Source organism: Streptomyces sp. NPDC037273 (assembly GCF_055603625.1).
This window is the reverse complement of the sequence record NZ_JBVJVO010000001.1, coordinates 1,068,334-1,093,789: the sequence shown is the minus strand read 5'-3', so window position 1 is coordinate 1,093,789 and position 25,456 is coordinate 1,068,334. Positions and strand designations below refer to the sequence as shown.

The 25,456-nt window shown below is 70.0% G+C and carries 22 protein-coding genes; 7 read left to right on the top strand and 15 right to left on the bottom strand.

The features are described 5' to 3' along the window. The first annotated feature begins 125 nt into the window (after positions 1-125). Entirely contained in the window at positions 126-512 is a 387-nt protein-coding gene (locus ACZ7G1_RS04915) for a DoxX family protein (protein ID WP_470875180.1), read from the top strand. 176 nt (positions 513-688) lie between these two features. On the opposite strand, the gene ACZ7G1_RS04910 is transcribed toward ACZ7G1_RS04915, so the two are convergent. Continuing rightward, positions 689-1,204 (bottom strand): hypothetical protein, encoded by a 516-nt coding sequence (locus tag ACZ7G1_RS04910; RefSeq protein ID WP_470875181.1) that lies wholly within the window; start codon positions 1,202-1,204, stop codon positions 689-691. 139 nt (positions 1,205-1,343) lie between these two features. On the opposite strand from ACZ7G1_RS04910, the gene ACZ7G1_RS04905 reads away from it, so the two are divergent. Beyond that, the gene (locus ACZ7G1_RS04905; protein WP_470875414.1) at positions 1,344-1,571 is read left to right on the top strand and encodes a DUF7660 family protein; all 228 of its coding nucleotides are present in this window, start codon (positions 1,344-1,346) and stop codon (positions 1,569-1,571) included. 35 nt (positions 1,572-1,606) lie between these two features. Here ACZ7G1_RS04905 and ACZ7G1_RS04900 read toward each other — a convergent pair whose 3' ends face one another. From ACZ7G1_RS04900 to ACZ7G1_RS04855, 10 genes are all read right to left on the bottom strand, one after another. Continuing rightward, positions 1,607-2,002, bottom strand: coding sequence for a hypothetical protein (locus ACZ7G1_RS04900; protein ID WP_470875183.1), 396 nt, complete (start codon positions 2,000-2,002; stop codon positions 1,607-1,609). Positions 2,003-2,153: 151 nt separating this feature from the next. Continuing rightward, positions 2,154-3,632, bottom strand: a complete 1,479-nt coding sequence (locus tag ACZ7G1_RS04895) for a non-reducing end alpha-L-arabinofuranosidase family hydrolase (protein WP_470875184.1) — start codon at positions 3,630-3,632, stop codon at positions 2,154-2,156. After that, on the bottom strand, positions 3,632-4,366 hold the full coding sequence (locus tag ACZ7G1_RS04890) for a cupin domain-containing protein (RefSeq protein ID WP_470875416.1): 735 nt from the start codon (positions 4,364-4,366) through the stop codon (positions 3,632-3,634). The genes ACZ7G1_RS04895 and ACZ7G1_RS04890 overlap by 1 nt, the downstream gene beginning before the upstream one ends. Then, positions 4,363-5,223, bottom strand: coding sequence for a DUF6807 domain-containing protein (locus ACZ7G1_RS04885; RefSeq protein ID WP_470875185.1), 861 nt, complete (start codon positions 5,221-5,223; stop codon positions 4,363-4,365). The genes ACZ7G1_RS04890 and ACZ7G1_RS04885 overlap by 4 nt, the downstream gene beginning before the upstream one ends. After that, a complete protein-coding gene (locus tag ACZ7G1_RS04880; RefSeq protein WP_470875187.1) occupies positions 5,220-6,266 on the bottom strand; it encodes a Gfo/Idh/MocA family protein in 1,047 nt (348 codons plus the stop codon). Before ACZ7G1_RS04880 ends, ACZ7G1_RS04885 begins: the two co-directional genes overlap by 4 nt. Further along, positions 6,263-7,315: an endo-1,4-beta-xylanase gene (locus ACZ7G1_RS04875; protein WP_470875418.1), complete on the bottom strand. Its 1,053-nt coding sequence runs from the start codon at positions 7,313-7,315 to the stop codon at positions 6,263-6,265. The genes ACZ7G1_RS04880 and ACZ7G1_RS04875 overlap by 4 nt, the downstream gene beginning before the upstream one ends. Positions 7,316-7,359: 44 nt before the next feature. Further along, positions 7,360-8,727: a glycoside hydrolase family 30 protein gene (locus ACZ7G1_RS04870; RefSeq protein WP_470875188.1), complete on the bottom strand. Its 1,368-nt coding sequence runs from the start codon at positions 8,725-8,727 to the stop codon at positions 7,360-7,362. A gap of 87 nt (positions 8,728-8,814) precedes the next feature. Beyond that, positions 8,815-9,645, bottom strand: coding sequence for a carbohydrate ABC transporter permease (locus tag ACZ7G1_RS04865; protein WP_470875190.1), 831 nt, complete (start codon positions 9,643-9,645; stop codon positions 8,815-8,817). Beyond that, on the bottom strand, positions 9,642-10,631 hold the full coding sequence (locus ACZ7G1_RS04860) for a carbohydrate ABC transporter permease (protein ID WP_470875192.1): 990 nt from the start codon (positions 10,629-10,631) through the stop codon (positions 9,642-9,644). Before ACZ7G1_RS04860 ends, ACZ7G1_RS04865 begins: the two co-directional genes overlap by 4 nt. Continuing rightward, entirely contained in the window at positions 10,624-11,919 is a 1,296-nt protein-coding gene (locus tag ACZ7G1_RS04855) for an extracellular solute-binding protein (protein ID WP_470875194.1), read from the bottom strand. The genes ACZ7G1_RS04860 and ACZ7G1_RS04855 overlap by 8 nt, the downstream gene beginning before the upstream one ends. 262 nt (positions 11,920-12,181) lie before the next feature. Between ACZ7G1_RS04855 and ACZ7G1_RS04850 the strand changes: the two genes are divergently transcribed. The 4 genes from ACZ7G1_RS04850 (at position 12,182) to ACZ7G1_RS04835 (ending at position 18,574) form a co-directional block, all read left to right on the top strand. Beyond that, positions 12,182-13,195, top strand: a complete 1,014-nt coding sequence (locus ACZ7G1_RS04850; protein WP_470875196.1) for a LacI family DNA-binding transcriptional regulator — start codon at positions 12,182-12,184, stop codon at positions 13,193-13,195. 9 nt (positions 13,196-13,204) lie between these two features. Next, positions 13,205-15,424 carry a beta-glucosidase gene (locus ACZ7G1_RS04845; RefSeq protein WP_470875198.1) on the top strand — a complete coding sequence of 740 codons (2,220 nt, stop codon included), beginning with the start codon at positions 13,205-13,207 and terminating at the stop codon, positions 15,422-15,424. Then, positions 15,421-16,869, top strand: a complete 1,449-nt coding sequence (locus tag ACZ7G1_RS04840; protein WP_470875200.1) for a glycoside hydrolase family 43 protein — start codon at positions 15,421-15,423, stop codon at positions 16,867-16,869. Before ACZ7G1_RS04845 ends, ACZ7G1_RS04840 begins: the two co-directional genes overlap by 4 nt. A 265-nt stretch (positions 16,870-17,134) precedes the next feature. Continuing rightward, a complete protein-coding gene (locus ACZ7G1_RS04835) occupies positions 17,135-18,574 on the top strand; it encodes an endo-1,4-beta-xylanase (protein WP_470875202.1) in 1,440 nt (479 codons plus the stop codon). A 73-nt stretch (positions 18,575-18,647) separates the two neighbouring features. On the opposite strand, the gene araD is transcribed toward ACZ7G1_RS04835, so the two are convergent. The 4 genes from araD to ACZ7G1_RS04815 form a co-directional block, all read right to left on the bottom strand. After that, positions 18,648-19,352 carry an L-ribulose-5-phosphate 4-epimerase AraD gene (gene araD / locus ACZ7G1_RS04830; RefSeq protein WP_470875204.1) on the bottom strand — a complete coding sequence of 235 codons (705 nt, stop codon included), beginning with the start codon at positions 19,350-19,352 and terminating at the stop codon, positions 18,648-18,650. Then, entirely contained in the window at positions 19,349-20,857 is a 1,509-nt protein-coding gene (gene araA / locus ACZ7G1_RS04825; protein WP_470875206.1) for an L-arabinose isomerase, read from the bottom strand. The genes araD and araA overlap by 4 nt, the downstream gene beginning before the upstream one ends. Before the next feature lie 194 nt (positions 20,858-21,051). Beyond that, complete coding sequence (gene araB, locus ACZ7G1_RS04820) at positions 21,052-22,758, bottom strand: ribulokinase (RefSeq protein ID WP_470875208.1); 1,707 nt, start codon at positions 22,756-22,758, stop codon at positions 21,052-21,054. A 289-nt stretch (positions 22,759-23,047) separates the two neighbouring features. Further along, a complete protein-coding gene (locus ACZ7G1_RS04815; RefSeq protein WP_470875210.1) occupies positions 23,048-24,094 on the bottom strand; it encodes a LacI family DNA-binding transcriptional regulator in 1,047 nt (348 codons plus the stop codon). A 223-nt stretch (positions 24,095-24,317) separates the two neighbouring features. On the opposite strand from ACZ7G1_RS04815, the gene chvE reads away from it, so the two are divergent. Next, entirely contained in the window at positions 24,318-25,427 is a 1,110-nt protein-coding gene (gene chvE / locus ACZ7G1_RS04810; RefSeq protein WP_470875212.1) for a multiple monosaccharide ABC transporter substrate-binding protein, read from the top strand. Positions 25,428-25,456: the final 29 nt, after the last annotated feature.

The window sequence follows — 25,456 nt, the reverse complement described above, 5'->3', positions numbered from 1 at the left end:
CCTCATCGCGACCTTCCAGCAGCCCGCCGGCCACTACCAGCCGGGCCGGCACTGACGCACCCGCCGCCCCTACCTCACTGCCGACGGCGCCGACGCCCCCCACCCTTTCCGCCAGGAGAACCCCAATGAACATCGCCCTGTGGATCGTCACCGGACTGCTCGCCCTCGCCTACCTGGCCGGCGGTGGGTTCAAGCTGATCACGCCGAGAGAGAAGGTCGTCGCCAGCGGCCCCAGCGCGAGATGGGCCGACGACTTCAGCGATACCGGCGTCAAGGTGATCGGAGCCCTGGAGGTCCTGGCCGCGGTCGGTCTCGTGCTCCCCGCGCTGCTCGACGTCGCGCCGGTGCTGGTGCCTGTGGCCGCCGTCGGCCTCGTCCTGCTGATGCTCGGCGCGACCGTCACCCGCATCCGACGCCACGAGACCGCGTACGTGGTCGTGGACCTCGTCTACGTGGTCCTGGCCGGTTTCGTGGCGTGGGGCCGCTTCGGCCCCGAGTCCTTCGTCGGCTGACCACGGCGCGCCCCTGACGTGTGGGTGTGGGTGGGGGCGGTGACGTCGTCAACGCCGCGGGGCCGGGCTCTCCGTGAGTCGGGTTACAACAGGGACGGTCCTTGGGTCGGAGAGCGTGGTCCGTGGTGTGCTGTGCCGGCCGACCGAGCCGCACCAACCGCCAGCTGGCGGTCCGTCTACCCGCCGTGCGGCCCGACGGTTGGACGCGCGGCCAAAGCGCGCGCAGCATTGCGGAGTTGGGATTCCCAGGCCGCCTCGTCGGGCCCCAGCGTGTACTCGATGCAGCACATGCACGTGGGGAGTAGGGCCACGAAAGCGTGCTCCTCAGCCGTCTCGACTTCCGTCTCCGGCCATTCGTCCGACGCCAGCTCGGCGAGATCCACCTCCCCGGCGGTGCATCGTGTGGCCAGCTTGCGCAGCGCGTATCTTCGGGCCAGTCGGCGATCAGGAAGATTGATTCCCAGTTCTTCGAGAGCTTGCTCGAAGGTGTCGCGGATGTCTCGGGGGTCCGCGTGACGCGACAGACCGGCCAGCTCGCACAGGATCGGCGTGTCCAGTCTCATGGCGAGTGCGTGGGCGGCGGTCATCGGCAGGTCTTCCGGGCATAGCTGATCCGCCTGATAGAGCCACGCTGTCTCTGCCAGGGCCTGATAGGCGCTGGGGACGAGGCTGTCAGGTTCGGGGGTGTCCACGGAGGGCCGTGACGAGCGCCCACCGCCACAGGGCTGGCCTGAGCCTTTGGCTCCGGCGAAGATCTTGAGACCGGGTGGGGCTTCCCGTGCTCTGGCCGCGGGGTAGGTTCCCTCCATGACCGATTGACCGTACGAGGAGATCCGCAGCCGCGACGAGTTCGTCGTGTTCCTTCGCGAGTTCTACCAGGAGTTTCAGCAGCGCGGAGAGGAGTGGGAGAACAACACGCTCGACCGCTTCCTCGAAGCCCTCGCCGCCTGGGTGAACGACGCCCCGAGTCTGTACCGGAACTTCGGCATGGAGCTGCCGGAGGGCGGCGACTGGGCCTTCTTCGCCGGGGCGCTTCACGCGGCCTCGATCTACGAGTAGCGCCTTGCGCGCGCTCACCCGCCGGTCAGGTCACATCAGGTGTCATAGGGGAAGAGGGCGACGTGGCCTCGCTCCGCGCTGATCTCCACCCACGTGCCGTCGATGGTGTCGGGGAGTGGTGAGGCGAGGTCGAAGAGGATGATCCAGGTGGCCATCTGGAGATACGCGGCACCGTCTGCGGTGCCGTAGAGGAGGCCGCGCATCACGACGCGGTCCGCGTCTTCGCGGAGGGCCGGGCCGGGGGCCGTGGCCGGCCGGGTGTTCTGGCCCCACAGGATGTCCTCGTCGACGGTCCATTCGACGTGGTGGCGGCCTTGTGTCGCTTGGGGGTCGCCGTGCCAGACCACGGTGGCGTCGCCTATGGGGGTGTGGACGCGGACTGTCGGCGGGTGCGGAGGGGTCCGCGGGACTGGGTGGGTGGTGACCAGCATGGCTCTATCATCCGCGACCCGTTGGTGGTGCTGAGGGCGGGAGCGGGTGCGTGGTGCGGGTGAGGGCCTCGCTCGATTGCGCCCAGGGCGGGTGCCACGGGCCGTGGCGGGCTCGGCGTGGGGTCGGCCGGGCCCGCCGCGGCGGAGGGGGTCAGCGCTGGAGGGTGAGGAGGCCGGGGCGGTAGGGCCACTGGCCGTAGTCGCCGCCGGAGTTGGGGTCGCGGCCCTGGTAAAGGAAGCGGAGGTTGCAGGGGTCGACGGTGAAGGTCTGGTCGGCGGTGGTGCGGATGAGTTCGCCGTGGCTGATGTCGTTGGTCCAGGTGGCGCCGCTGTTGGCTTTGCCGGCGAAGGGGTTGGTCTCGGTGGCGGCCTGGGGCGTCCAGGTGCCGTTCAGGCTGGTGGCCGTGAAGGAGCGGAAGAAGCGCTGCTCGTTCGAGGCGCGCGCCTCGACGATCATGAGGTACTGGTTCTGGTCCTTGACCTTGTAGACCTGGGGCGCCTCGAAGAGGTTCTTCTCCGTGTCGCTCATGACCGTCGTGTACGAGGAGCCGAAGCTGCTCGGGAAGTTCCCGATCGGCATGCTGGCGCGGTAGATCTTGCCGTTGTCACCGGCGAAGAAGAGGTACATGTTCGTGCCGTCGCCGATGAGGGTCTGGTCGATGGGGCCCGTTCCCGAGCCGGCGATGGTGCCGGAGAAGAGCTCCTGCTCCGCCGACCAGCCGTTGGGGTTGGTGGGATCGGTCGACGTCCGGTAGGAGAAGGCGCTCCTGCCCCACTGGTAGGCGAGCACCCAGATGTTCTTCGGCGCGAAGTAGAAGAGCGTGGGGGCGACGACGGAGTTCGTCATGCCGTTCTGGGCGGTGGTGGCCATGTCCGACCAGTTGGTGAAGGGCGAGAAGTTCATCGAACCCCAGCCCTTGCCCGTGCCCGCGGCGCCGTATGTGGTCGCGTAGACGAGGTGCTTGCCGTTGTACGGGGCGACGGTGAAGTCCTTGAGCGAGGCCCATTCCGACTTCGGCTGCGCGAGCGGGCCCGACGAGGACCAGCGGTACGTCGACGGGAGGGCACAGGTGCCGGGGGTGCCGCCGCCGGCGACCTTGGCGAGCTGCCACTGCTGGTTGGCGCCGCCCCAGTCGTCGTACTGGACGATGTTCGCGCCGTCGGCGGTGGAGGCGCCCTGGACTTCGAGGGCCTTGCCGCTGTGGCGAGCGATGAGGCGGATGTGACCGTCCGTGCTGTCGGCCAGGCGCCACTGCTGGTTGGTGCCGTTCGCGTCGGTCCACTGGGTGATCGCGGCGCCGTTGGCGGTGGAGCTGTTCTGGACGTCGAGGACCTTGCCGGAGTGGCGGGACTTGACGCGGTAGTAGCCGTCGCCGGAGGCGACGAACTGCCACTGCTGCTGGTTCTGGTCGTTCCTGGTCCATTGGGTGATGCGGGCGCCGTCACTGGTCGACAGGTTGTAGACGTCGAGGGCCTTGCCGCTGTTGCGGTTGACCAGGACGTACCAGGCGTTGGTGTCGACGGTGGCCGCGGCGGCGGGCGGGGCGGTGAGGAGGGTGGCCCCGAGCAGCAGGGACGACAGGACCGCGAGGACGAGGGTCAGGATGAGGGGTGGGCGGCGGAATCTCATCAGGACGGCTCCTTAGGGGGTTGAGGGGTGAGCGGGTCGAGGATGGGGTCGGGTACGGGCATAGCCACCTGATACGGACGGAGCAGCCCGCACATGCCGAAGAGCTGGTCCTCGGGGCGTTCCCTGCGTGATACCTGGCCGTGGTCGAGGTGGGAGAGGTCGCCGGTCTTCAGTGAGGCCAGTTGGGCGCCGGTGGCGAGGGTGGCGGCCAGGGGGCCGTCGCGCCAGCGGGTCCACCAGGTGTCGAGGAGGTCGCGCTTCAGGTGGTGGGCCGCGGTGTGGAATTCGCGCAGGCCGCCTTCGCGCAGGGTCTGGAAGCCTTCGAGTGCCAGGTCGCGGCGGCGGTGTGCCGCGGTGGCGTGGTCGCCGGTCAGGGTGGCCGCCGCTTGGTAGGCGGCGGGGTCGGAGAGTACGGGGGTGGGGAAGGTGAAGACGGCGTCGCCCGCCTCGGGGAGCCCGCTGTTCTGCATGAGGACGACGAGGCGTAGGTCGCCGGCGTTGACGAGGCGGTGGATCGTGCCCGGGGTGAACCAGACGAGGTCGCCGGGGCGTAGTGGTGTGTCGGCGAAGCCGGAGGTGGTGAGGGTCTGGACGCTGCCGCGGCCGTCGAGCACGAGGTAGGCCTCGGAGCAGACCAGGTGCATGTGGGGGGTGCCGCCGCAGAGGCCGTCGGCGGCTTCCCAGTCGTAGACGGTCAGGCCGGAGATCCCGACACCGCCGGGGAGCGGTGTCACCACGGATGGTCCTCGAGGTGTCGGAGGACGTGGGAGAGGTCCCAGGTGCCGTCGGCGACGACGATGCGGTAGCGGCGGGACAGGGTGTGGCCCGGGGCGAGGGGGAGTTCTTTGTCGAAGGCCAGGGACGGGTTGACGGCGGGGATGGGTTCGCTGCGGACGAACCAGTGGCAGGGGGCGTCGGGGTCGTCGAGGAAGAGGAGGGTGGAGGAGTGGTCGACCTCGTCGTGCTTGCCGGTGAAGGCCAGCCAGTCGCCTTGTTCGCCCATGCCGGGGCCGATGACGTCGCCGCCGGTGAATGCGCGGGGGCCGCGCCAGAACAGGCCGGTGTAGCCGGCGAGTTCTCTGCCTTGGGTGCCGGGGCTGCCGAACACGAGGTCGGTGTCGTGGACGTTGGTCAGCGTGGTGGTGACCTCCAGGGTCCAGGAGTCGGACTCGAGGTCGCGTGCGGTCAGTGTGCGGTGTTCGTCGATCCAGTGGTCGCCCGCCATCGTGTGCCAGGCGAGGTGTTCGGTGATGTCGGCGCGATCGTGCGTCGTCTCGGTGGAGACGGTGAGGCTGCGCATGGTGCCCAGGTTGGGCAGGTCGACGTAGCCCTGGCCGCGGAGGTAGGTGCCGCCGCCCCAGAAGTTCTGGCCCGACACCCAGGAGGCTGTGAACTGGATGCCCTTGTGCCAGCGGTGGTCGTGGGGGCGGTAGCCGGTGACGACGTGGCCGGCGAGGGTGCGGACCGGGTGCAGGTAGGGCTTGGGCGCCTCGAAGGGGTCCATGACCGGGCGGTGGACGTAGCGGAAGAGTTCGGTGCCCCGCGCCCGTACGGTCAACGCGTCGTCGTCCCGCAGGAGTTCGAAGGTCATCGGAACACCTCCGGGCGTCCTCCGTGGAGGGAGGTGTAGAAGGGGTCGCTCGCGTCGATCTCCCCGCGTACGACGGGACGCCCGGTGATCGCGGCCTTGTACAGGGCCGTGACGAGTTCCATGGTGGGCCTGCCGAGGTCGGGGCGGGTCCCGGCCTCGTATCCGTCGAGGAATTCCGCGAGCTGGGCGGTGTGCGAGCTCGGTACGTCCTGCGGTGGTTCCCACTTGGTGGCGGGTGTCCTGGCGGTGAAGGTCCAGTCGGCGTTGGAGTAGCCGTACAGGTGGCGCAGTTCGACGGTGGCGTCGGTGAGGTCGAAGCGCAGGTAGCTCTCCTCGCGGGGGGAGAGGACGCTGTTGACGACCGTGGCGATGGCTCCGTTGTCGAAGCGGACGAGGGCCGTGGACACGTCCTCGGTCTGGACGTCGCGTTCGAGGCGGCCGGCCATGGCGCGTACTTCGGCCCAGGGGCCGAGGACGGCGAGCAGCAGGTCCATCTGGTGGATGCCGTGGCCGACGGTCGGGCCGCCGCCTTCGCTGTCCCAGGTGCCGCGCCAGGGGACGTCGTAGTAGGTGTCGTCGCGGTACCAGGCCGTGACGCACTGGGCGACGAGGGGTCGTCCGAGGGTGCCGGCGGCGATGAGGTCGCGTAGGTATCGGGCGCCCGAGCCGTACCGGTGCTGGAAGACCGCGCCCGCGGCGGCGGGGCCCTCGGCGGCGTGGATCCGGTCGAGTTCGGCGAGGGAGAGTGCCACGGGCTTCTCGCACCACACCCACGCGCCTGCTTCCAGGCAGGCCACGGCCTGTTCGGCGTGCAGGTACGGCGGTGTGCACAGGTGTACGAGGTCCGGGCGTTCCTCCCGGAGCATCGTGTCCAGGTCGGTGTGGACGGCGGGGATGCCGTGCTCGGCCGCGAAGGCCTGGGCGCGCACGGCGTCCACGTCGACGGCGGCCACGATCTCGGTGCGGTGGGCCTGGGCCCGGAGGGCGGGGACGTGGCAGATGCCCGCGATCCCGCCCGTCCCGACGATCGCCGTCCTGATCATCCGCCGAGCACCTTCCTGATGGCGTGGTAGGCGGGCTTGGGCCGGAGGTTCTCGTCGTAGGGCAGGGCGGCGCCCTCCTCGGGGAAGACTCCGGGGATCCACGAGTACTTGTCGGTGTAGTCCCAGATGGTGACGCCGACGCATCGCTTGACGTCGAGGCAGGCCTTGACGTAGTCGGCGTACCAGGTGGCCTGGGTGGCGAGCTTCTCGGGGGTCGCGGGGAGCTGCATGCGGATGTCGAGCTCGGTGACGGCGACGTCGACGCCGAGGTCGGCGAAGCGCTGGATGTTCTCCTTGACGCCGGCGGGGAAGCCGTACTGGAGTGCCAGGTGGCCCTGGAGGCCGAAGCCTTCGATCGGGACGCCGTCGGCCTTCAGCTGCTTGATGAGCTTGTAGTAGGCGTCGCTCTTGGCGTTGATGCCGTCGACGTTGTAGTCGTTGAGGTAGAGCTTGGCGTGCGGGTCGGCCTCGTGGGCCCAGCGGAGGGCGTCGGCGATGTAGCCGGGGCCGAGGGTCTTGTAGAAGACGGACTCGCGGTAGGTGCCGTCCTCGTTGAAGGCCTCGTTGACGACGTCCCAGTGGATGACCTTGCCCTTGTAGTGCCGTGCCACCGTCTGGATGTGGTTCTTGAGGACGGGGCGCAGTTCGGCGGCGGTCCAGGTGCGGTCGGTGAGCCAGGCGGGGAGCTGGCTGTGCCAGACGAGGGTGTGGCCGCGGACCTTCTGGTGGTGGTCCTTGGCGAAGGCCATGACCTCGTCGCCGGCGGTGAAGTCGAAGACGCCGGGCTGGGGTTCGGTGGCGTACCACTTCATGGCGTTGCCGGGGGTGGTCTGGCCGAACTCGCTGCCGAGGACCTTCAGGTAGGCGGCGTCGGTGAACTCGGGGTTGTCGGTGGCGGAGCCGAAGTACTTGTGGTGCTTCTTGGCGAGTTCGCCGAGGGTCTTGGGGCGGGGTTCGGCGGTGGCCGGGGTGGCGGCGAGGCCGGCGGCGACGCAGACGGCGGCGGAGAGGGCGATCAGGTGCCGGGACAGGGACCTGGGCTTGGACATGACCTTGGGCAGGGACATGGGTGACTCCTCGGGTGATGGACGGTTCAGTCGAGAACGATCGTCGTGAGCGCGCGGGGGGCGAGCCTGGTGGTGAGGGTCGTGCCGTGGGTGGAGGCGATGTCGGCCGGGGTGATCGAGCGGGTCCCGTCGGTGACGTAGCCGGCGGGGCGCTTGTCGTGTCCGCCGCGGAGGGTGAAGTCGGCGGACTTCTCGGTGGTCGCGGTGTTGAGGATCTCGATGACTCGGCTGCCGTCCTTGTTACGGAAGGCGGTGACGCGCAGTGCGGGGTCGGCGTGGGTGACCGGGACGCGGACGGCGCCGGGGCGGATGAAGCGGCTGAAGGCGGCCAGGGCCCAGTACCGCTTGGACACGCGGTAGTCGTCGCCGGGGTTGGCGAGCTGGATGAGACCGCGGGTGGCGCCGAGGGACGCGCCGGTCCAGTAGACGTAGGCGTTGGCGTTGCCGACGGTCAGGGTGTTCTGGATGTCGGCGGCGACGGTGAGGCCGTCGTAGCCGCTGCCGTCGTCCCAGTTCTCGTTCCAGGTGGTGCCGTCCGGTGACCATTCGGACATCCAGACGTGCTTGTCGGTCGGCTGGGGGACGGTGGTCGGGCCGCTGTAGCGGTGGCCGGTGACGGTTCGCACGGCCTTGTCGGCCTCGGGGTCGGCTTCGATGGCCTCGGTGAAGGCGATCTGCCGGTCCCAGCCCGCGGCGTCGCAGCAGACGACGCCCGTCTTCAGTCCGGAGGCGCGGACGGTCGGTCCGAGGACCTTGAGGAAGTCGACGGCCTGCTGTGGGGTGAAGCGCATCGAGGCGTAGGTCGCCGTCCAGTCGGGTTCGTTGGTGAACCCGAGGTCGGTGATGCCGATTCCTTCGCGCTGGTAGAACTTCGCGTACTGGACGAGGTAGTTCGCGTAGGCCTGACGCCATGCGGGCAGGAGCTCGCCGCCGTTGTTCTCGTCGGCGTTGGTCTTCATGAAGGCCGGCGCGCTCCAGGCGTCGGCGTAGAACCGCTTGACGCCGTACGCCTTGGCCTCCTTGGCGAGCCAGACCTGGCCGCCGTCCCAGCCGTCCCAGACGTACGTCGGCGTGGCGTCCGGGCCGCCCGGGTCGGTGGGCAGGATCGTCGGCATGTGGTCGTAGACCCGGTCGGTCGAGGACCCGATGCCCAGGCGCAGGATCGAGAGGCCCGCGCCCTTGTCCTTGCTGAGCAGCAGGTCGAGCACCTCGCGCCGCTTGGCCGGGCTGAGCCCGCGCGCGCCGTGGAGCAGGTCGGCGCGCTGGAAGGCCATGGAGAAGCCGAATCCGTCGATGGGCTGGAGGTCGGCCCGGAAGTCGATGGCGGGGCGGGCGGTGGCGCCGGCGGGAGGCGCGGGGTCGGCGGCCTGCGGCGCGGGGTCGGCGGCGGCCACCTGGGTTGTTAGCGCTAACAATGTGACGGCTGTCAACGCGGTCAGGCGTTTCACGGAGTCTCCTAGAGAGGGTCGCGCGGGTACGGATCAGCCCTTCGTCGCGCCGGCGGTGAGGCCGCCGATCAGCTGTCGCTCGGCGACGGCGTAGAAGGCGAGGGCGGGGACCATGGCGAGCACGATGTAGGCCAGGACGAGCGCGAAGTCGGTCGAGTACTGGCCCTGGAACTGCTGCACGCCGACCGGGATCGTCTGCCACTTCGGGTCGTTGAACACGAGCAGCGGCAGGAAGAAGTTGTTCCAGCTGGCGACGACCGCGAGGACGGAGACCGTGCCGAGCGCCGGGCGCGCCATCGGCAGCAGGATCTGCCAGAAGAAGCGGAACTTGCCGCAGCCGTCCATGGTCGCGGCCTCCTCGATCTCCGCCGGGATGGTCCGGAAGAAACCGCGCAGGATCACGATCGTCATGGGGAGCCCGAATGCCGCCTGCGGGAGGATCACTCCGAGCGGATTGTCGAGCAGGCCGAAGGTGCGCAGCATCAGGAAGAGCGGCAGGACGGCCACCGCGAACGGGAACATCAGCCCGATGGTGAAGAGCGTATAGAACAACTCCCTTCCCCGGAAGGCATATCGGGCGAGGACGAAGGCCGCCATGGCGGAGGCGACCACGGTGCAGACCGTCGTGCCGATGGCGATGCCCGCGCTGTTGGCGATCTGCCGCCAGAACATGCCGTCGCCGAGAATTCCGGTGTAGTTGCCGATCTTCCAGTGCTCCGGAAGTCCGAACGGGTTGTTCGTCAGTTCCGCGGTGCTCTTGAAGCCGGAGATCACGGCGTAGAGCAGGGGTACGGCGACGAAGGCGGCGATCAGCCAGACCACGGCGTGCAGCGAGAGGCCGCGTACCGTCCGACGGGCGTTCATCGGTCACCTCCCGAGGTGACGGCACCGCTCAGGTCACGGCGGAGCACGTACCGCTGGTAGAAGAGGGAGAAGACGAGGCTGATCATGAACAGCACCACGCTGATCGCGCTGGCGTAGCCGACCTGGTATCGCTTGAACCCGAACTGGAACATCGCGATGGCCATCGTCTCGGAGGAGTGGTTGGGCCCGCCGGATGTCATGACCCAGACGAGGTCGAAGAGCTGGATGGACCCGATGATCGAGAGGAAGACGCTGATCCGGATCGTCGGTCCGAGCAGCGGCAGGGTGATGTGCCGGAAGCGCTGCCAGGCGCCGGCGCCGTCGATGGAGGCGGCTTCGAGGATCTCGGACGGGATGCTCTGCAGCCCGGCGAGGAACAGCATCATGTGGAAGCCGAAGTACTTCCAGATCATGACGACGAACAGGGTCGGCATGACCGTGGAGGGATCGGCGAGCCATTTGCCCTGGAGGCCCTCGAGGCCGAAGAAGCCGGCGATGTGGTCGGCCATGCCCGCACCGGGCAGGAAGATCATCGTGAACAGGACCGCCGTGACGACCTCGGAGAGGATGTACGGCGCGAAGAACAGCATCCGGTAGACGGCCCGCCCGCGGAGCTTCTGGTTGAGCAGGACCGCGGTGAACAGGGCGAACGGCAGCTGCACCAGGACCGACATGAGGATCAGGTACAGCCCGCGCCCCAGGTCGCCGATGAAGACCTGGTCGTCGAAGAGCTTGGTGTAGTTGGCGAGGCCGACGAAGTCGTCCATGGGGCCGATGCCGCCCCATTTGAAGAAGCCCGTCCAGACGGCGACGACGATCGGGGCGAGGACGAAGACGAGGAAGAGCACCAGGGCCGGGACGAGGAACCAGGCGACCGAGCCCCAGGCACCCCACCGGCTCAGGCGTGAACGGGCGGGAGGCGGCGTGGGCGTCGCCACGGACTCCTCCGTCCGTTCCTTGGTCAGGGTGGACACGGAGCTAGGCACTCTTCGCAGCCTCGGTGATCGAGGCGGTGACCTGCTCGGGGGTCTTCTTGCCCGCTATGAGGTCGGCGACGCTGTCGTTGACCTCCTGGCCGACCGCCGGCGGGTAGGCCTGGTCGAGGAAGAGCTGGAAGCCGGTGGCCTTGACCAGGCTCTCGGCCACCACCTTCTTGTTGGCGTCGGTGAGCTGGCTCTCCGCGCCCTTGACCACCGGCAGGTAGCCGTTGGAGGCGAGGAGCTTGGACTCGTTGTCCAGGACGAAGAACTTCAGGAAGTCCAGCGCCTCCTTCGGGGCGCCCTTGCGCAGAGCGAAACCACCGCCGCCGCCGAACACCTCGGTCGCCTGCCCCACACCGCCGTCGACCGTCGGGAAGGGGAAGAAGCCCAGGTCCGCTCCGAGGTCGGCGCCCGCGTCCTTCTGCACCGACGGGCCCCACTGCCCCATCAGCTCCATCGCGGCCTTGCCGTTGCCCACGGACGCGGCCTGGCCGCCCGGGGTGGCGTAGCCCGCGCCGAGGAAGCCCGGCTGGAACGGCTGGAGGTCGACGAGCTCCTTGAGGTGGACGCCCGCCTGGACGAAGCCGGCGCCGGTGAAGTCCTTGCTGGTGGCGGCCTTCTGGAGGGCGGGGAGGCCGGCGACGCGCATCGCGAGGTAGGCCCAGTAGTAGTGGCCGGGCCACTTCTCCTTGCCGGCGAGGGCGATCGGGGTGATGCCCGCGGCCTTGAGCTTCTTCACGACGCCGAGGTACTCGGCCCAGGTGGCCGGCGGAGTGGTGACCCCGGCCTTGGCGAAGAGCTTCTTGTTGTACCAGAAGCCGACCATGCCGATGTCGTACGGGATTCCGTAGGTGCGGCCTTCGATCTGGTAGGCCGAGAGCGAGACCGGGGTGAGCTGGGACGACCAGTCGCCGATGAGGTCGGTGAGGTCCTCGACCAGACCCGCGTCGACCTGCTGCTGGAGCACGCCGCCGCCCCAGGTCTGGTAGACGTCGGGGAGCTTGCCCGAGGAAGTGGTCGCGGTCAGCTTGGACTTGAACGCCTCGTTCTCCAACGAGGTCGTGTTGATCGCGATCTTCGGGTGGGCGGTGGTGAACGCCTTGGAGATCTGCGGGAAAAGGGACTTGCCGGGTTCCGTCGTGGCGATGTTCCACCAGTCGAACGCCACCTTGCCGTCGGCCGCCGCTCCGCCGCCCGAGGCGCCGGACCCGCAGGCCGTGGCCAGGGGGACGGACAGTGCGGTCAAGCCCGCGAGCGCCAGGAAGCTGCGACGGCTCGGGTTGGTGCTGGCCATGGGACCTCCGTGAGGGGGATGCCGGTTGGATGCCGAGCCGTTGCCGGGTTCGTGCCGGTCTGCGCTCGAAACTTTTTCGAAATACTCTCGAATTCCGTGGTGCCACAAACTAGGAACGACAGCCGTCACGGTCAAGACTTCTCGCCGATTTATCTCGGAAACCCGCTCGCAACCTGGTCTTGACAAGCAGTCACGTCACCCAGAAACTCTTCGAAAGTTTGCGATACATGTCGTCGACCGGCGGCGTCGAAGAGGAGAGAAGTTGAGCGAGCAGCGTGCGACTCTGGCCGTCATCGCCGCGGAGGCAGGGGTCTCCCAGGCCACCGTCTCCAAGGTGATCAACGGCCGATCCGACGTCGCACCCGCGACCCGCGAACGGATCGAGGGCCTGCTCAGATCCCACAACTACCTCCAGCCCGGCCGGCAGAACCGGGCTCGCAGATCGGGCTTGGTCGACCTGATCATCGGCGGCCTGGACAGCGCCTGGGCGGTGGAGATCCTGCGCGGCGTCGAGGCCGAGTGCGCCCAGCGGGGCGTCGGCACCGTCGTGTCGCTCGTACCGCCCGGCGAGGCCACCCCGTCGAGCTGGTCCGCGCTGCCCGTCCAGCACCACAGCGACGGCGTCATCCTCGTCACCGCCTCCGTCACCCAGGCGCAGCGCGCCCAGGTCGAGCGGGGCGGGGTGGCGCTCGTCGTCATCGACCCGATCGACCTGCCGGACAACGGCGTTCCGAGCATCGGCGCGACCAACTGGGCCGGCGGCCTCGCCGCCACCGAGCACCTGCTTGAGCTGGGACATCGCCGGATCGCCGCGATCGGCGGACGCAAGGAGATGCTCTGCAGCCAGGCCCGCATCGACGGCTACCGGGCGGCTCTGGAGCGGGCCGGAATCGAGGTCGACCGTGACCTGATCCGGTTCGGCGACTTCCAGCACGAAGGCGGCTTCCGTTGCGCCCAGGAGCTGCTCGCCCTGCCCGAGCCGCCGACCGCCGTCTTCGCGGGCAGCGACCAGCAGGCGATGGGCGTCTACGAGGCCGCCCGGCAGGCCGGACTGAGCATCCCGCGGGACCTCAGTGTGGTCGGTTTCGACGACCTGCCGATGTGCGAGTGGCTGTCCCCTCCGCTGACGACGGTGCGTCAGCCGCTGGAGGAGATGGGCCGGCTCGCCGCCCGCACGCTTTTCCAGCTTCTGACCGACCAGCCCCTGGTCAGCCCCCGGATGGAGCTCTCGACCGAGCTCAAGGTCCGTGTCTCCACCGCCCCGCCCCGTTCTTAGGAGTACCCCGTGACCGAGCCTTGGCGTGACCCCCTCCTGCCCGCTTCCGTACGGGTCGCCGATCTGCTGAGCCGTATGACGCTGGAGGAGAAGGCGGGGCAACTCGCGGGCTTCTGGGCCCTGCCCTCCGATCCCGGCGCACCCGTGGCGCCGATGGAGGACGACTCCGGCGAGCCGGCGCCGGGCCTGGACGACATCATCGGGCTCGGTCTCGGCCAGCTCACCCGGGTGTACGGCACCGCGCCGATCGCCGCGGAGACCGGGATGGAGCGGCTCGCCGCGCTCCAGCGGCAGGTGACGCAGGCCGGCCGGTTCGGCATCCCGGCCCTCGCCCACGAGGAGTGCCTGACCGGGTTCATGACGCTCGGGGCCACGGTCTTCCCGGGGCCGCTCTCCTGGGGCGCCTCCTTCGATCCCGCGCTGGTGGAGCGCATGGCCGCCGCCATCGGCGACGGGATGCGGCGGGTGGGCGTCCACCAGGGGCTGGCTCCGGTGCTCGACGTGGTCCGCGACTACCGGTGGGGCAGGACCGAGGAGTGCATGGGCGAGGATCCTTATCTCGTCGGCGCGATCGGCACCGCTTACGTCCGGGGCCTGGAAAGCGCGGGCGTCGTGGCGACGCTCAAGCATTTCGCCGGGTACTCGTCCTCGCGCGGCGGCCGGAACATGGCCCCGGTCGCCGTGGGGCCGCGCGAGTTCGCCGACGTGCTGGTCGAGCCCTTCGTCCGGGCGCTGCGCGAGGGCGGGGCCCGGTCGGTGATGAACAGTTACACCGACGTGGACGGCGTCCCGGTCGCCGCCGACACGTGGCTGCTGACCGGACTGCTCAGGGACGAGCTCGGTTTCGACGGGACCGTCGTGGCCGACTACTACTCCGTCTCCTTCCTGGAGTCCCGGCACGGCGTGGCCGGATCGCGCGGCGCGGCCGGGGCGCTGGCGCTGACGGCCGGAATCGACGTCGAACTGCCGACGGCCCGCTGCTACGGCGAGCCGCTGACCGCACTCGTACGGTCGGGAGAGGTACCCGAGGCGCTCGTCGACCGGGCCGCGGAGCGGGTCCTGCTGCAGAAGGCCGAACTGGGCCTGCTGGACCCCGAGTGGGAACCCCTGAAGCCCGAGCCGATCGACCTCGACCCGCCGGAGAACCGTGCGCTGGCCAGGATTCTGGCCGAGCGGTCCACCGTGCTGCTCGCCAACGACGGCATCCTGCCGTTGCGGCCGTGCCGGGTCGCCGTCATCGGACCGTACGCCGACGACCCCCACGCCTTCCTCGGCTGCTACTCCTTCCCCAACCACGTCGCGCTGCCCGGCGACCCCGGCGTGGAGATCCCGACGCTCGGCGAGGCGCTCGCCGCGGCCGGGTTCACCGTCACCGCGGACGATCCGGAGGTGAACGTGCTGGTACTCGGTGACCGGGCCGGCATGTTCGGCCGGGGCACTTCGGGTGAGGGCTGCGACGCCGAGACCCTCGACCTGCCCGGCGACCAGGCCGCGCTCGCCTCCGCCGTGCTCGATTCCGGGGTGCCGACCGTCCTGGTCCTCGTGTCCGGCCGGCCGTACGCGCTCGGCTCGCTCGCCGACCGCGCGGCGGCCGTCGTCCAGGCCTTCTTCCCCGGTGAGGAGGGCGGGACGGCGCTGGCCCGGATCATCAGCGGGGCCGCGGAACCGTCCGGGCGGCTCCCGGTGTCCCTCCCCCGCCAGGTCGGCGGACAGCCCGGCACCTATCTGCACTCCACCTTGGGCGGTCGCACCGACTGGAGCTCGGTGGACCCGACTCCGCTGTTCCCGTTCGGTCACGGGCTGAGCTGGACGCGTTTCGACTACTCGGATCTCTCGGTGGACGCCGCCGCCCCGACCGACGGAGCCGTCTCCGTCGCGGTGACCGTTCGCAACGTCGGCGAGGTCGCCGGCACCGACGTGGTCCAGCTGTACCTCTCGGACCCCGAGGCGTCCGTCGTCCGGCCGCGGCGGTGGCTCGCCGGGTTCGGCAGGGTCGAGCTGCGGCCGGGCGAGGCCGCCCGGCTCACCTTCTCCGTCCACGCCGACCGGACCTCCTTCACCGGCGTCGACCTGCGCAGACGAGTGGAACCGGGAGAGATCGGCGTGGCCGTCGGACGGTCCAGCGGCGACCTTCCGCTCCAGGGGTCCTTCACCCTGCGAGGCCCCGTGCGTCACCCGGGGGCCGACCGCGTCCTGTCCGTGCCGGTCGAGATCGTTCCGGCGCCGTGACCGGATCGTTCGGTGACCCCGTACTGCCCGGGTTCCGGCCCGATCCGTCCGTCTGCCGGGTGGGGGCCGACTACTACCTGGTGACGTCCAGCTTCGAGTGGTTCCCGGGACTACCCGTGTTCCACAGTCGCGATCTCGTGACCTGGCGGCGTCTCGGGTCCGCCCTCGACCGGCCGTCCCAGCTCGACCTCGACGGGTGCGGGCCGTCACGCGGCCTGTTCGCGCCGACGATCCGTCACCACGACGGGATCTTCCACCTCGTCTGCACGCTGATGGACGGTCCCGGTCATTTCGTCGTCACGGCGACCGACCCGGCCGGACCGTGGTCGGAGCCGGACTGGCTGGAGGGCGAGGGCTTCGACCCGTCGCTGTTCTTCGACGACGGGCCGGACGGCGACGGCCGGGCCTGGTTCACCGCGGCCCGCGTGCGGGACGAGGCCGCCGGCCACACCGAGATCTGGATGCGCGAGTACGTGCCCGGCGAGCGACGGCTCACGGGTCCCGAGTACGTCCTGTGGTCGGGAAGCCACCCGGACGCCCGGTGGGCGGAGGCCCCGCACCTCTACCGGATCGACGGCGCCTACCTGCTGCTCACCGCCGAGGGCGGCACCGATGTGGACCACAGCGTGGTGGCCGCCCGCGCCGACGACGTGACCGGCCCCTACGAGGGCGTCCCCGGGAACCCGGTCCTGCCGCCGGTTCCGAAGGGCGCCGTCACCTGCACCGGCCACGCCGACCTCGTCCAGACGCCGTACGGGGACTGGCGGGCCGTCCTTCTGGGCATCCGCCCGGGCTCAGCCCTCGGTCGTGAGACCTTCCTCAGCCGAGTCACCTGGCAGGACGGTCGGCCCGCCTTCTCCCCCGTCGCCCACGCCGGTCAATCGCGCCCCCTGCACGACGACTTCGGCACCCTCTCCGCCGACTGGAGCACGCTGCGCACCCCCCGCGAGCCGTTCTGGACCACGGGCGACGGGCTGCGTCTCCGGCTCCGCCCCGAACGCCTCGGCGCGCCCGCCGTCCCGTCCCTCCTGGTCAGACCCCAGGAACAGCCCGACTGCGACGTGTCCACCGAGCTGCGGTTCACCCCGGCCGGCCCGGGCGAGGAGGCCGGCCTCGCCGTCGTCGTCGACGACGACAAGCACCTCCTCCTGCTGCGCACCGCGGAGGGTCTCAGCCTCCGCCGCGGGCCCGAAGTCCTGGCATCCGTCCCCGTCCCCCCTGGCCCCGTTCGCCTGGGGGTCCGTATCCGCGGCTTCCGCCACACCTTCGTCCACGCGGCGCCCGACGGCGCCTGGCAGGACCTGGCCACCGTCGAGGCGACCTTCCTCAGACCGCTGTTCACGAGTGTCCAGTTGGGTCCGTACGCCTCCTCCCAGGGGCGTTCCTCCGCGAACGAGGCACATTTCCCGTGGTTCGCCCTCACGTATCCCGAGCGGGAAAACTGAACCGACCCACGTATTCGTTTATCAGGCGAGCGGCCCCCGTCGAAACACTTTCGACGGGGGCCGCTTTTTGGCCACCCCAGTGGAATTCCCCGGTCTCGAAACATCTTCGAAACCATTGACATGCCCAGAACGTATTTCCAGACTGTTTCCCAGGCGTCACCGCGCCTTTCCGCAGTCCCTTTCCGTGGACGCGGACATCATCGGCGCGGATTCGTTCCGCCGCACTCCCCCACCCATCCGTGGATTCATTCCTGGAGGTCTCTCCATGCGTTCACACCCCGTTCCCCGGTCCACCGTCCGCCGGAAAGCGACCGGCCTGTGGGCGGCGCTGATCGTCGGCGCCCTCGGTTCCGCCACCGTCCTCGCGGCGCCTGCCGCCCAAGCCGCCGAGAGCACGCTGGGCGCCGCGGCCGCGCAGAGCGGCCGCTACTTCGGCACCGCCATCGCCTCGGGCAGGCTCGGCGACTCGGCGTACACGTCGATCGCGGCCCGCGAGTTCAACTCGGTGACGGCCGAGAACGAGATGAAGATCGACGCCACCGAGCCCCAGCAGGGACAGTTCAACTTCGCCGCCGGCGACCGCGTCTACAACTGGGCGGTGCAGAACGGCAAGCAGGTGCGCGGCCACACCCTTGCCTGGCACTCCCAGCAGCCGGGCTGGATGCAGAGCCTCAGCGGCAGCGCGCTGCGTCAGGCGATGAACAACCACATCACCGGCGTGATGACCCACTACAAGGGCAAGATCGCCCAGTGGGACGTCGTGAACGAGGCGTTCGCCGACGGCAGTTCGGGAGCGCGGCGCGACTCCAACCTGCAGCGCAGCGGAAACGACTGGATCGAGGTCGCGTTCCGCACGGCGCGCGCCGCCGACCCGGCCGCCAAGCTCTGCTACAACGACTACAACGTGGAGAACTGGACCTGGGCCAAGACCCAGGCCATGTACTCCATGGTCAAGGACTTCAAGCAGCGCGGTGTGCCGATCGACTGCGTCGGCTTCCAGTCGCACTTCAACAGCGACAGCCCCTACAACAGCAACTTCCGCACCACCCTCCAGAGCTTCGCCGCCCTCGGCGTCGACGTGGCCGTCACCGAGCTCGACATCCAGGGCGCCTCGGGCACGACCTACGCCAACGTCACCAACGACTGCCTGGCCGTGCCGCGTTGCCTCGGCATCACCGTCTGGGGCGTGCGCGACACCGACTCCTGGCGAGCCGGGGACACGCCGCTGCTGTTCAACGGCGACGGCAGCAAGAAGGCCGCGTACACCTCCGTACTCAACGCCCTCAACGGCGGCTCCTCGAACCCGAACCCGAACCCCACCCCCGGCGCCGGACCGATCAAGGGCGTCGCCTCGGGCCGCTGCGTGGACGTGCCGAGCTCTTCCACGACCGACGGCACCCAGGTCCAGCTCTGGGACTGCAACGGCCGCACCAACCAGCAGTGGACCCTCACCTCCGCCGGTGAACTCAGGGTCTACGGCGACAAGTGCCTCGACGCCGCCGGCACCGCCAACGGCTCCAAGGTGCAGATCTACAGCTGCTGGGGCGGCGACAACCAGAAGTGGCGCCTGAACACCGACGGCACCATCGTCGGCGTCCAGTCCGGCCTCTGCCTCGACGCCGCCGCCAACGGCACCGCCAACGGCACGCTGATCCAGCTGTACACGTGCTGGAACGGCACCAACCAGCGCTGGACCCGCGCCTGACCCGTACGACCCGCACACGGCCTGAAAGAGGGGAGCCAGGATCATCCTGGCTCCCCTCGGTGCGTTCACGGGTTCAGGCGGAGGGCGGATTGCCGTAGTAGGCGTCGGGGCCGTGCTTGCGCGTGAAGTGGCGGTCGAGGACGTGCTGCGGAGGTTCGACCGTGCCCAGGGCGATGGTGTGGAGGGCCATCTCCGCCACCGCCTCGCAGATGATGGCGTGCTCCAGGGACTTGGTGGCGCTCGCACCCCAGGTGAAGGGGCCGTGGTGGGCGACCAGCGCGCCGGGGACTTCCCGGGCCCGGGTGTCGTCGCGTTCGAGGAGGTCCACGATGACCTGGCCGGTGTTGTACTCGTAGTCCGTGGCGCACTGCTCGGCGGTGAGGGGCTCGGTGACCGGGACGGGACCGTTGAAGGTGTCCGCGTGGGTCGTGCCGAGCACCGGTATCGGACGCCGGGCCTGGGCGAAGGCGACGGCGTGGGTGGAATGCGTGTGGGTCACGCCTCCGATCGAGGGGAAGGCCAGGTAGAGGCTCCGGTGCGTCTCCGTGTCGGTGGACGGTCGCAGACGGCCCTCCACGACGCTCCCGTCGGAGAGGGAGACGACGACCAGGTCCTCCTCGCTCAGCACGTCGTAGGCCACGCCCGAGGGCTTGATGACGAAGACGCCGGCGTCCCGGTCCACACCGCTCACGTTGCCCCAGGTGAGGGTGGCGAGGCCGGCCTCCGGAATGCGGAGGTTGGCCTCCAGCACCTCCCGGCGCAGGTCCTTGGCGCTCACAGGCTCTGCGCCAGACGGTGGTACGCCTGGTTCCAGCGCAGCTCGCGCGTGAACCGCCGTACGGTGGTGTCCTCGTCGATGACCGCGAGCTCGGTCCGCAGCATCTCGGCGAGGTCGTCGAGCTCCTCGCCGACGAGGGCGGTCGTGAGGACGGTGTGGTGCGGGGCTCCGGCCGTCAGCCAGGCCTCGGTGGAGGTGCGCAGGTCGGGGTGGGGGCGCCAGACGGCCCGGGCCACGGGGAGCTTGGGCAGCGGCTCGGGCGGGGTGACGACGTCGATGTGGTTGGCGACCAGGCGGAAGCGGTCGCCCATGTCGGCCAGACCCACGACGACGGCCGGGCCCGGGTCGGCGTCGAAGACGAGACGGACCGGGTCCTCGCGCCCGCCGATGCCGAGCGCGTGGATCTCGCAGCTGGGCCTCGCCGTCGTCAGCGAAGGGCAGACCTCGAGCATGTGGGCGCCGAGGATGAGCTCCTGACCCGGTGTGAGGTCGTAGGTGTAGTCCTCCATGAACGAGGTGCCGCCTGGCAGGCCGTGGGCCATCGCCTTCAGCGTGCGCAGCAGGGTGGAGGTCTTCCAGTCGCCTTCGCCGCCGAAGCCGTAGCCGTCCGCCATCAGGCGCTGTACGGCGAGCCCGGGCAACTGCCGCAGTCCCCCGAGGTCCTCGAAGTTGGTGGTGAAGGCGCGGAACCCGCCTTCGGTGAGGAAGGTGCGCAGACCTGCCTCGACGCGGGCGGCGTACCGCAGGGAGTCGTGGCGCTCGCCGCCGGGCCGCAGCTCGGGAGCGAGGGCGTAGAGGTCCCCGTACTCCTTGACGAGGGCGGATACGGAGTCCTCGGGGGCTGCGTCGACCACGGCGACGAGGTCGTTGACGCCGTACGTGTTGACCGAGACGCCGAACCGCAGCTGCGCCTCGACCTTGTCGCCCTCGGTGACGGCGACGTCGCGCATGTTGTCGCCGAACCGGGCGAGCTTCAGGGTGGTGAGCTCGGCGCGGCCGACGGCGGCGCGGGCCCATCCGGCTATGCGGTCGACGACCTCGGGGGTGGAGACGTGGCCGGCCACGGTCTTGCGCGGGACACCGAGGCGGGTCTGGACGAAGCCGAACTCGCGGTCGCCGTGGGCGGCCTGGTTCAGGTTCATGAAGTCCATGTCGATGGTGGACCAGGGCAGTTGGCGGTTGGCCTGGGTGTGCAGGTGCAGCAGGGGCTTGCGCAGGGCGTCGAGTCCCGCGATCCACATCTTGGCCGGGGAGAAGGTGTGCATCCAGGCGATCAGGCCGATGCAGCGGTCGTCGGCATTGGCCTCGAGGCACATCCTGCGGATGGCGGCGGCGTCGGTGAGGACCGGCTTCCACACCAGACGGACGGTCATCTGCGGCTGGCCGTCGAGGGTGTCGAAGATGGCGCGGGACTGGTCGGCGACCTGGGCCAGGGTCTCGTCGCCGTAGAGGGACTGGCTGCCGGTGAGAAACCAGATCTCGCGGTCGGGCTGGGCGAGCGTCATGTCGGGTGTGCTCCTCGGAGGTGCGGGGTGGAGAAGGCTGGGTGGAGAAGGCTGGGTGGGGACGGCGGGGTGGAGAGGGGGGCTGAGAAGGCGGGCCGGGGCGGGGAGGCGCCCCGGCCGGCCGGTGGTGGCGGCCGGAGGCGGGGAGGTGCCCCGGCCGGCCGGTGGGACCGTGGGCGGGGAGGTGCCCCCGGTCAGGCGTTCACGGCGAGGCGTGCGGTGTTGCGGATGCGGCGCAGGCGGTGCAGGAGGAGGTCCGGGCCGGTGCCGAAGTGCTCGTGCAGGGCGCGGTACTCGCCGTAGAGCGCGTCGTAGGCGTCCGCGCGTGCCGGGTCGGGCAGGTACGCGTGGCGCTGGACGCTGCCCATCACGGCGGCGGCGGAGCGGACGTCGGGGTAGGCGCCCGCGGCGACGGCGGCGTGGATGGCGGAGCCGAGCGCCGGTCCCTGTTCGGAGGTGCCGAGGGAGACGGGGCGGCGGAGCACGTCGGCGTAGATCTGCATGAGCAGCGCGTTCTTCCGCAGGCCTCCGGTGACGATGAACTCCTCGACGGGTATGCCGCCGTCCTCGAAGGTCTCGACGATGGTCCGGGTGCCGTAGGCGGTGGCTTCGAGCAGGGCTCGGTAGACGTCCTCGGGCCGGGTGTCGAGGGTGAGGCCGGCGATGACGCCCGAGAGGTGGTGGTCGACGAGGGTGGAGCGGTTGCCGTTCATCCAGTCGAGGGCGACCAGGCCGTGTGCGCCGACCGGCTGGCCGGCGGCTTTGCGGGTGAGGAGCTGGTGCAGGTCCTCGCCCGACGCCTCGGCTTCGGCGCGGTAGTGGTCCGGTACGCCCTGCCGGAGCCACCAGGCGAAGATGTCGCCGACCGCGCTCTGGCCGGCCTCGTAGCCGTAGGCGCCGTCGACGATGCCGCCGTCGACGACTCCGCAGATGCCGGGGACTTCGGCGAGGGTGTCGCCGTTGAGTACGTGGCAGGTGGAGGTGCCCATGATGGCGAGCATCCGGCCGTTCTCCACGGCGCCCGCCGCGGGTGCGGCCACGTGGGCGTCGACGTTGCCGACGGCGACGGCGATGCCTTCGGGGAGCCCGGTCCAGCGTGCCGCCTCGACGCTCAGCGCGCCGGCCCGGGAACCGAGGGGTGACAGCGGGTGCTCCAGGCGGGTGGCGGGGAAGTCGGCGAATTCCGGGTGGAGTTCGGCGAGGTACTCCGGCGTGGGGTAGGCACCGTCCTGGTGGATGCCCTTGTAGCCGGCGGTGCAGGTGTTGCGGGATTCGGCGCCGGTCAGCTGCCAGACGATCCAGTCGGCCGCCTCGATCCAGCGGGCGCAGGCGGCGTAGACGGCCGGGTCCTCCTCCAGGACCTGGAGGGCCTTGGCGTACTGCCACTCGGAGGAGATCTTGCCGCCGTACCGTGCGATCCACTTCTCGCCGCGGGCGTGCGCGAGGGCGTTGATGCGGTCGGCCTGCTCCTGGGCGGCGTGGTGCTTCCAGAGTTTGGGCCAGGCGTGCGGCCGGTCGGCCCACTCGGGCGTCAGGGCGAGCGGGGTGCCGTCCGGGGTGGTCGGCAGGACCGTGCAGGCGGTGAAGTCGGTGGCGATCCCGATGACGTGGGCCGCGTCGACTCCGGCGTCGGCGAGCGCGGCCGGTACGGCGGTGCGCAGGACGTCGCGCCAGTCCTCGGGGTGCTGGAGCGCCCAGTCGGGGGGCAGGGGGGCCTCGGTGGAGGGAAGGCGGTCCTCGATGACGGCGTGGCGGTACTCGTGGACCGCCGAACCGAGTTCGGCGCCGTCCCGGACCCTGACGACGACGGCGCGCCCGGAGAGGGTGCCGAAGTCGACTCCGATGGTGCAGGCCTCGGGGTGGTGTGGGGCCGCGGGGTCGGAAAGGGCATGTGGGGTCACGATACGTCTCTCTCGTCATGAGCGGGGCCAGGGGAGCACCCAGATTGTTAACGCTCACAATCGTGTTGGACAAGAGCTGAGCGCGGTTCTGTGGAATATTCGGCGAGAAAAGAGGGCCTCAAAAGTGAGCGCTCACTTGAGGAGGCCGACGCCTGGGGCTCGCCGCCGGACGCGGACGCGTCGGCACTCCCGCGCCCGCCGGCGGCGAGCCCGCCGCCAGCGCCCGGGAGGCGACGACGCCCGGGAGGCGCCTGCACCCGGGAGGCGTCGGCGCGGGTCGCCCGCCGCGTCAGGCTTCGTTCGAGGGGCGCGTGCTCGCGCGCATGATGAGCTGCGGCTGCACCAGGAGGTGTTCGGGCTTCTTGGCGCGGCCTTCGATGTGGTCCACGAGGAGCTGGATGCTGCGGCGTCCGATCGCGGCGAAGTCCTGGCGGACCGTCGTCAGCGGCGGCGGGAAGTACTCGGCTTCCGGGATGTCGTCGAAGCCAGCGACGGCCACCTGTGCGGGGGTGCGGATGCCGCCCTCGCGCAGCGCCCGCAGGACGCCGAGCGCCATCTGGTCGTTGGCGACGAAGACGGCCGTGACCGGTGTCGTGCCGCGGCGGGCCAGGGCGAGGCCCGCCAGTTCCTGTCCGGCCCGGTAGCCGGACAGCGGGCTCCAGTCCCCCGCGAGCACGCGGGGCGGGCGGATGCCGTTCTCCTCCAGGACGGCGCGCCAGCCCGCGGTGCGGGCCTCGCTCTCCAGCCAGTCCTCGGGGCCTGCCACGTGCCAGACGGTGCGGTGCCCGGCGGCGAGCAGGTGCTCGGTGACCATGCGGGCGCCGAGCTCCTGGTCGAGCGAGACGCCGGGCAGGTCGAGCTGATGTCCGCCCTCGACGGTGACCACGGGGAAGGGCGCGTCGAGTTCGGCGAGCGCCTGCACGTGGGAGCGCTGCGGAGTGATGGCGACGACGCCTTCCACGCCCCAGGCCGCGAGGTGGTCGATGGCGTCCTTGAGCCCCTGCCCCGCTCCGGTGCGCAGGCTGACGGTCGAGACGAGGTAGCCCTCCTCCCGTGCCGCCTCCTCCAGGCCGGTCAGGGTGCTGGCGGGGCCGTACAGGGCGGTGTTGACGGCGATGACGCCCAGTGTCCTCGTGCGGCGGGTCACCAGGGCGCGGGCGGCGGAGTTGCGGCGGTAACCGAGCCGCTCGATGGCCAGGGTGACCTGGTCGCGGGTGGCCTCGCGCACGTTGGGGTGTCCGCTCAGCACCCTGGAGACGGTCTGGTGGGAAACCCCCGCCTCTCGTGCGACGTCGGCCATCGTCGGCGGGCGGACGTCTTCCGCGGACTGCGCCACGTTCGCCTCCCTTCTCCGTGCTCACGGCTGTGTATCGATGCGAGAAAAACCTTATCGCCTCTTGTATCACGGCGTTGTGAGCGCTAACAATCTAGCTCGACCAGGGTGCCGACGCCCTGGACCCCCCAACCGGAACGGTGCCGTCCCGGTGGTGCGAGGACACGCGCCACCCCCGAGCCCGCCCCGGTCGGAGCCGCCCTCGACGACGGGATGGGTATCCCCCATGAAGAAGTTCCGATCCGCATCCGCCCTCCTGGCCGTGACCACCGGCTGTGCCCTGCTGCTGACCGCCTGCGGGCAGAACAGCGAGGGCGGCAGCCAGGAGACGAAGGACAAGAAGGACCTCACCATCGGCATCGCGATGCCCACCAAGTCCTCCGAGAGGTGGATCGCCGACGGCAAGAACATGACGGAGAGCCTGAAGAAGGCCGGGTTCTCCACCACCCTGCAGTACGGCGAGGACGACCCCGACCAGCAGGTCGCCCAGATCGAGAACATGATCACCCAGGGCGTCGACGCCCTCGTCGTGGCCGCCATCAACGGCGAGGCCCTGTCCAACGTCCTCCAGCAGGCGGCCGACGCCCACATCCCGGTGATCTCCTACGACCGGCTCATCCTGGGCTCCCCGCACATCGACTACTACGCCTCCTTCGACAACGAGAAGGTCGGCGAGCTGCAGGCCACGTACATCGTCGACAAGCTGGGGCTGAAGGCCGGCGCCAAGAAGGGCCCCTTCAACATCGAGCTGTTCGCCGGCTCCAACGACGACAACAACACCAAGTACTTCTTCAACGGCGCCATGAAGGTGCTGAAGCCGTACATGGACAAGAAGCAGCTGGTCGTGCGCTCCGGGCAGACCCAGCTGAACCAGGTCACCACGCTGCGCTGGGACGGCGGCACGGCCCAGAAGCGCATGGACGACCTGCTGACCTCCGCGTACGCCTCGTCCCGGGTCGACGCCGTCCTCTCCCCCTACGACGGCATCTCCATCGGCATCCTGTCCGCCCTGAAGTCCGACGACTACGGGAGCGCCGCCAAGCCGCTTCCGATCGTCACCGGACAGGACGCGGAGGTCGCCTCCGTGAAGTCGATCATCGCGGGCGAGCAGACCCAGACCGTCTACAAGGACACCCGCGCCCTCGCGCAGGTCGCCGCCGACATGGTGACCGCCGTCCTCGACGGCAAGAAGCCGGAGATCAACGACGACAAGACCTACGACAACGGCAAGAAGGTCGTCCCGGCCTACCTGCTCGACCCGGTCAGCGTCGACAAGACGAACTACCAGAAGGTCCTGGTCGACTCCGGTTACATCGACGCGGGCGCCCTGAAGTGACCTCCACCCCCGCCCCCACGCCCGAGGGC

Bases quoted from the DNA above. Each gene is read 5' to 3' on its own strand.
- ACZ7G1_RS04915 (WP_470875180.1), top strand. From the start codon at position 126: ATGAACATCGCCCTGTGGATCGTCACCGGACTGCTCGCCCTCGCCTAC.
- ACZ7G1_RS04900 (WP_470875183.1), bottom strand. From the start codon at position 2,002: ATGCTGGTCACCACCCACCCAGTCCCGCGGACCCCTCCGCACCCGCCG.
- ACZ7G1_RS04895 (WP_470875184.1), bottom strand. From the start codon at position 3,632: ATGAGATTCCGCCGCCCACCCCTCATCCTGACCCTCGTCCTCGCGGTC.
- ACZ7G1_RS04885 (WP_470875185.1), bottom strand. From the start codon at position 5,223: ATGACCTTCGAACTCCTGCGGGACGACGACGCGTTGACCGTACGGGCG.
- ACZ7G1_RS04880 (WP_470875187.1), bottom strand. From the start codon at position 6,266: ATGATCAGGACGGCGATCGTCGGGACGGGCGGGATCGCGGGCATCTGC.
- ACZ7G1_RS04875 (WP_470875418.1), bottom strand. From the start codon at position 7,315: ATGTCCAAGCCCAGGTCCCTGTCCCGGCACCTGATCGCCCTCTCCGCC.
- ACZ7G1_RS04865 (WP_470875190.1), bottom strand. From the start codon at position 9,645: ATGAACGCCCGTCGGACGGTACGCGGCCTCTCGCTGCACGCCGTGGTC.
- ACZ7G1_RS04855 (WP_470875194.1), bottom strand. From the start codon at position 11,919: ATGGCCAGCACCAACCCGAGCCGTCGCAGCTTCCTGGCGCTCGCGGGC.
- ACZ7G1_RS04835 (WP_470875202.1), top strand. From the start codon at position 17,135: ATGCGTTCACACCCCGTTCCCCGGTCCACCGTCCGCCGGAAAGCGACC.
- araA (WP_470875206.1), bottom strand. From the start codon at position 20,857: ATGACGCTCGCCCAGCCCGACCGCGAGATCTGGTTTCTCACCGGCAGC.
- chvE (WP_470875212.1), top strand. From the start codon at position 24,318: ATGAAGAAGTTCCGATCCGCATCCGCCCTCCTGGCCGTGACCACCGGC.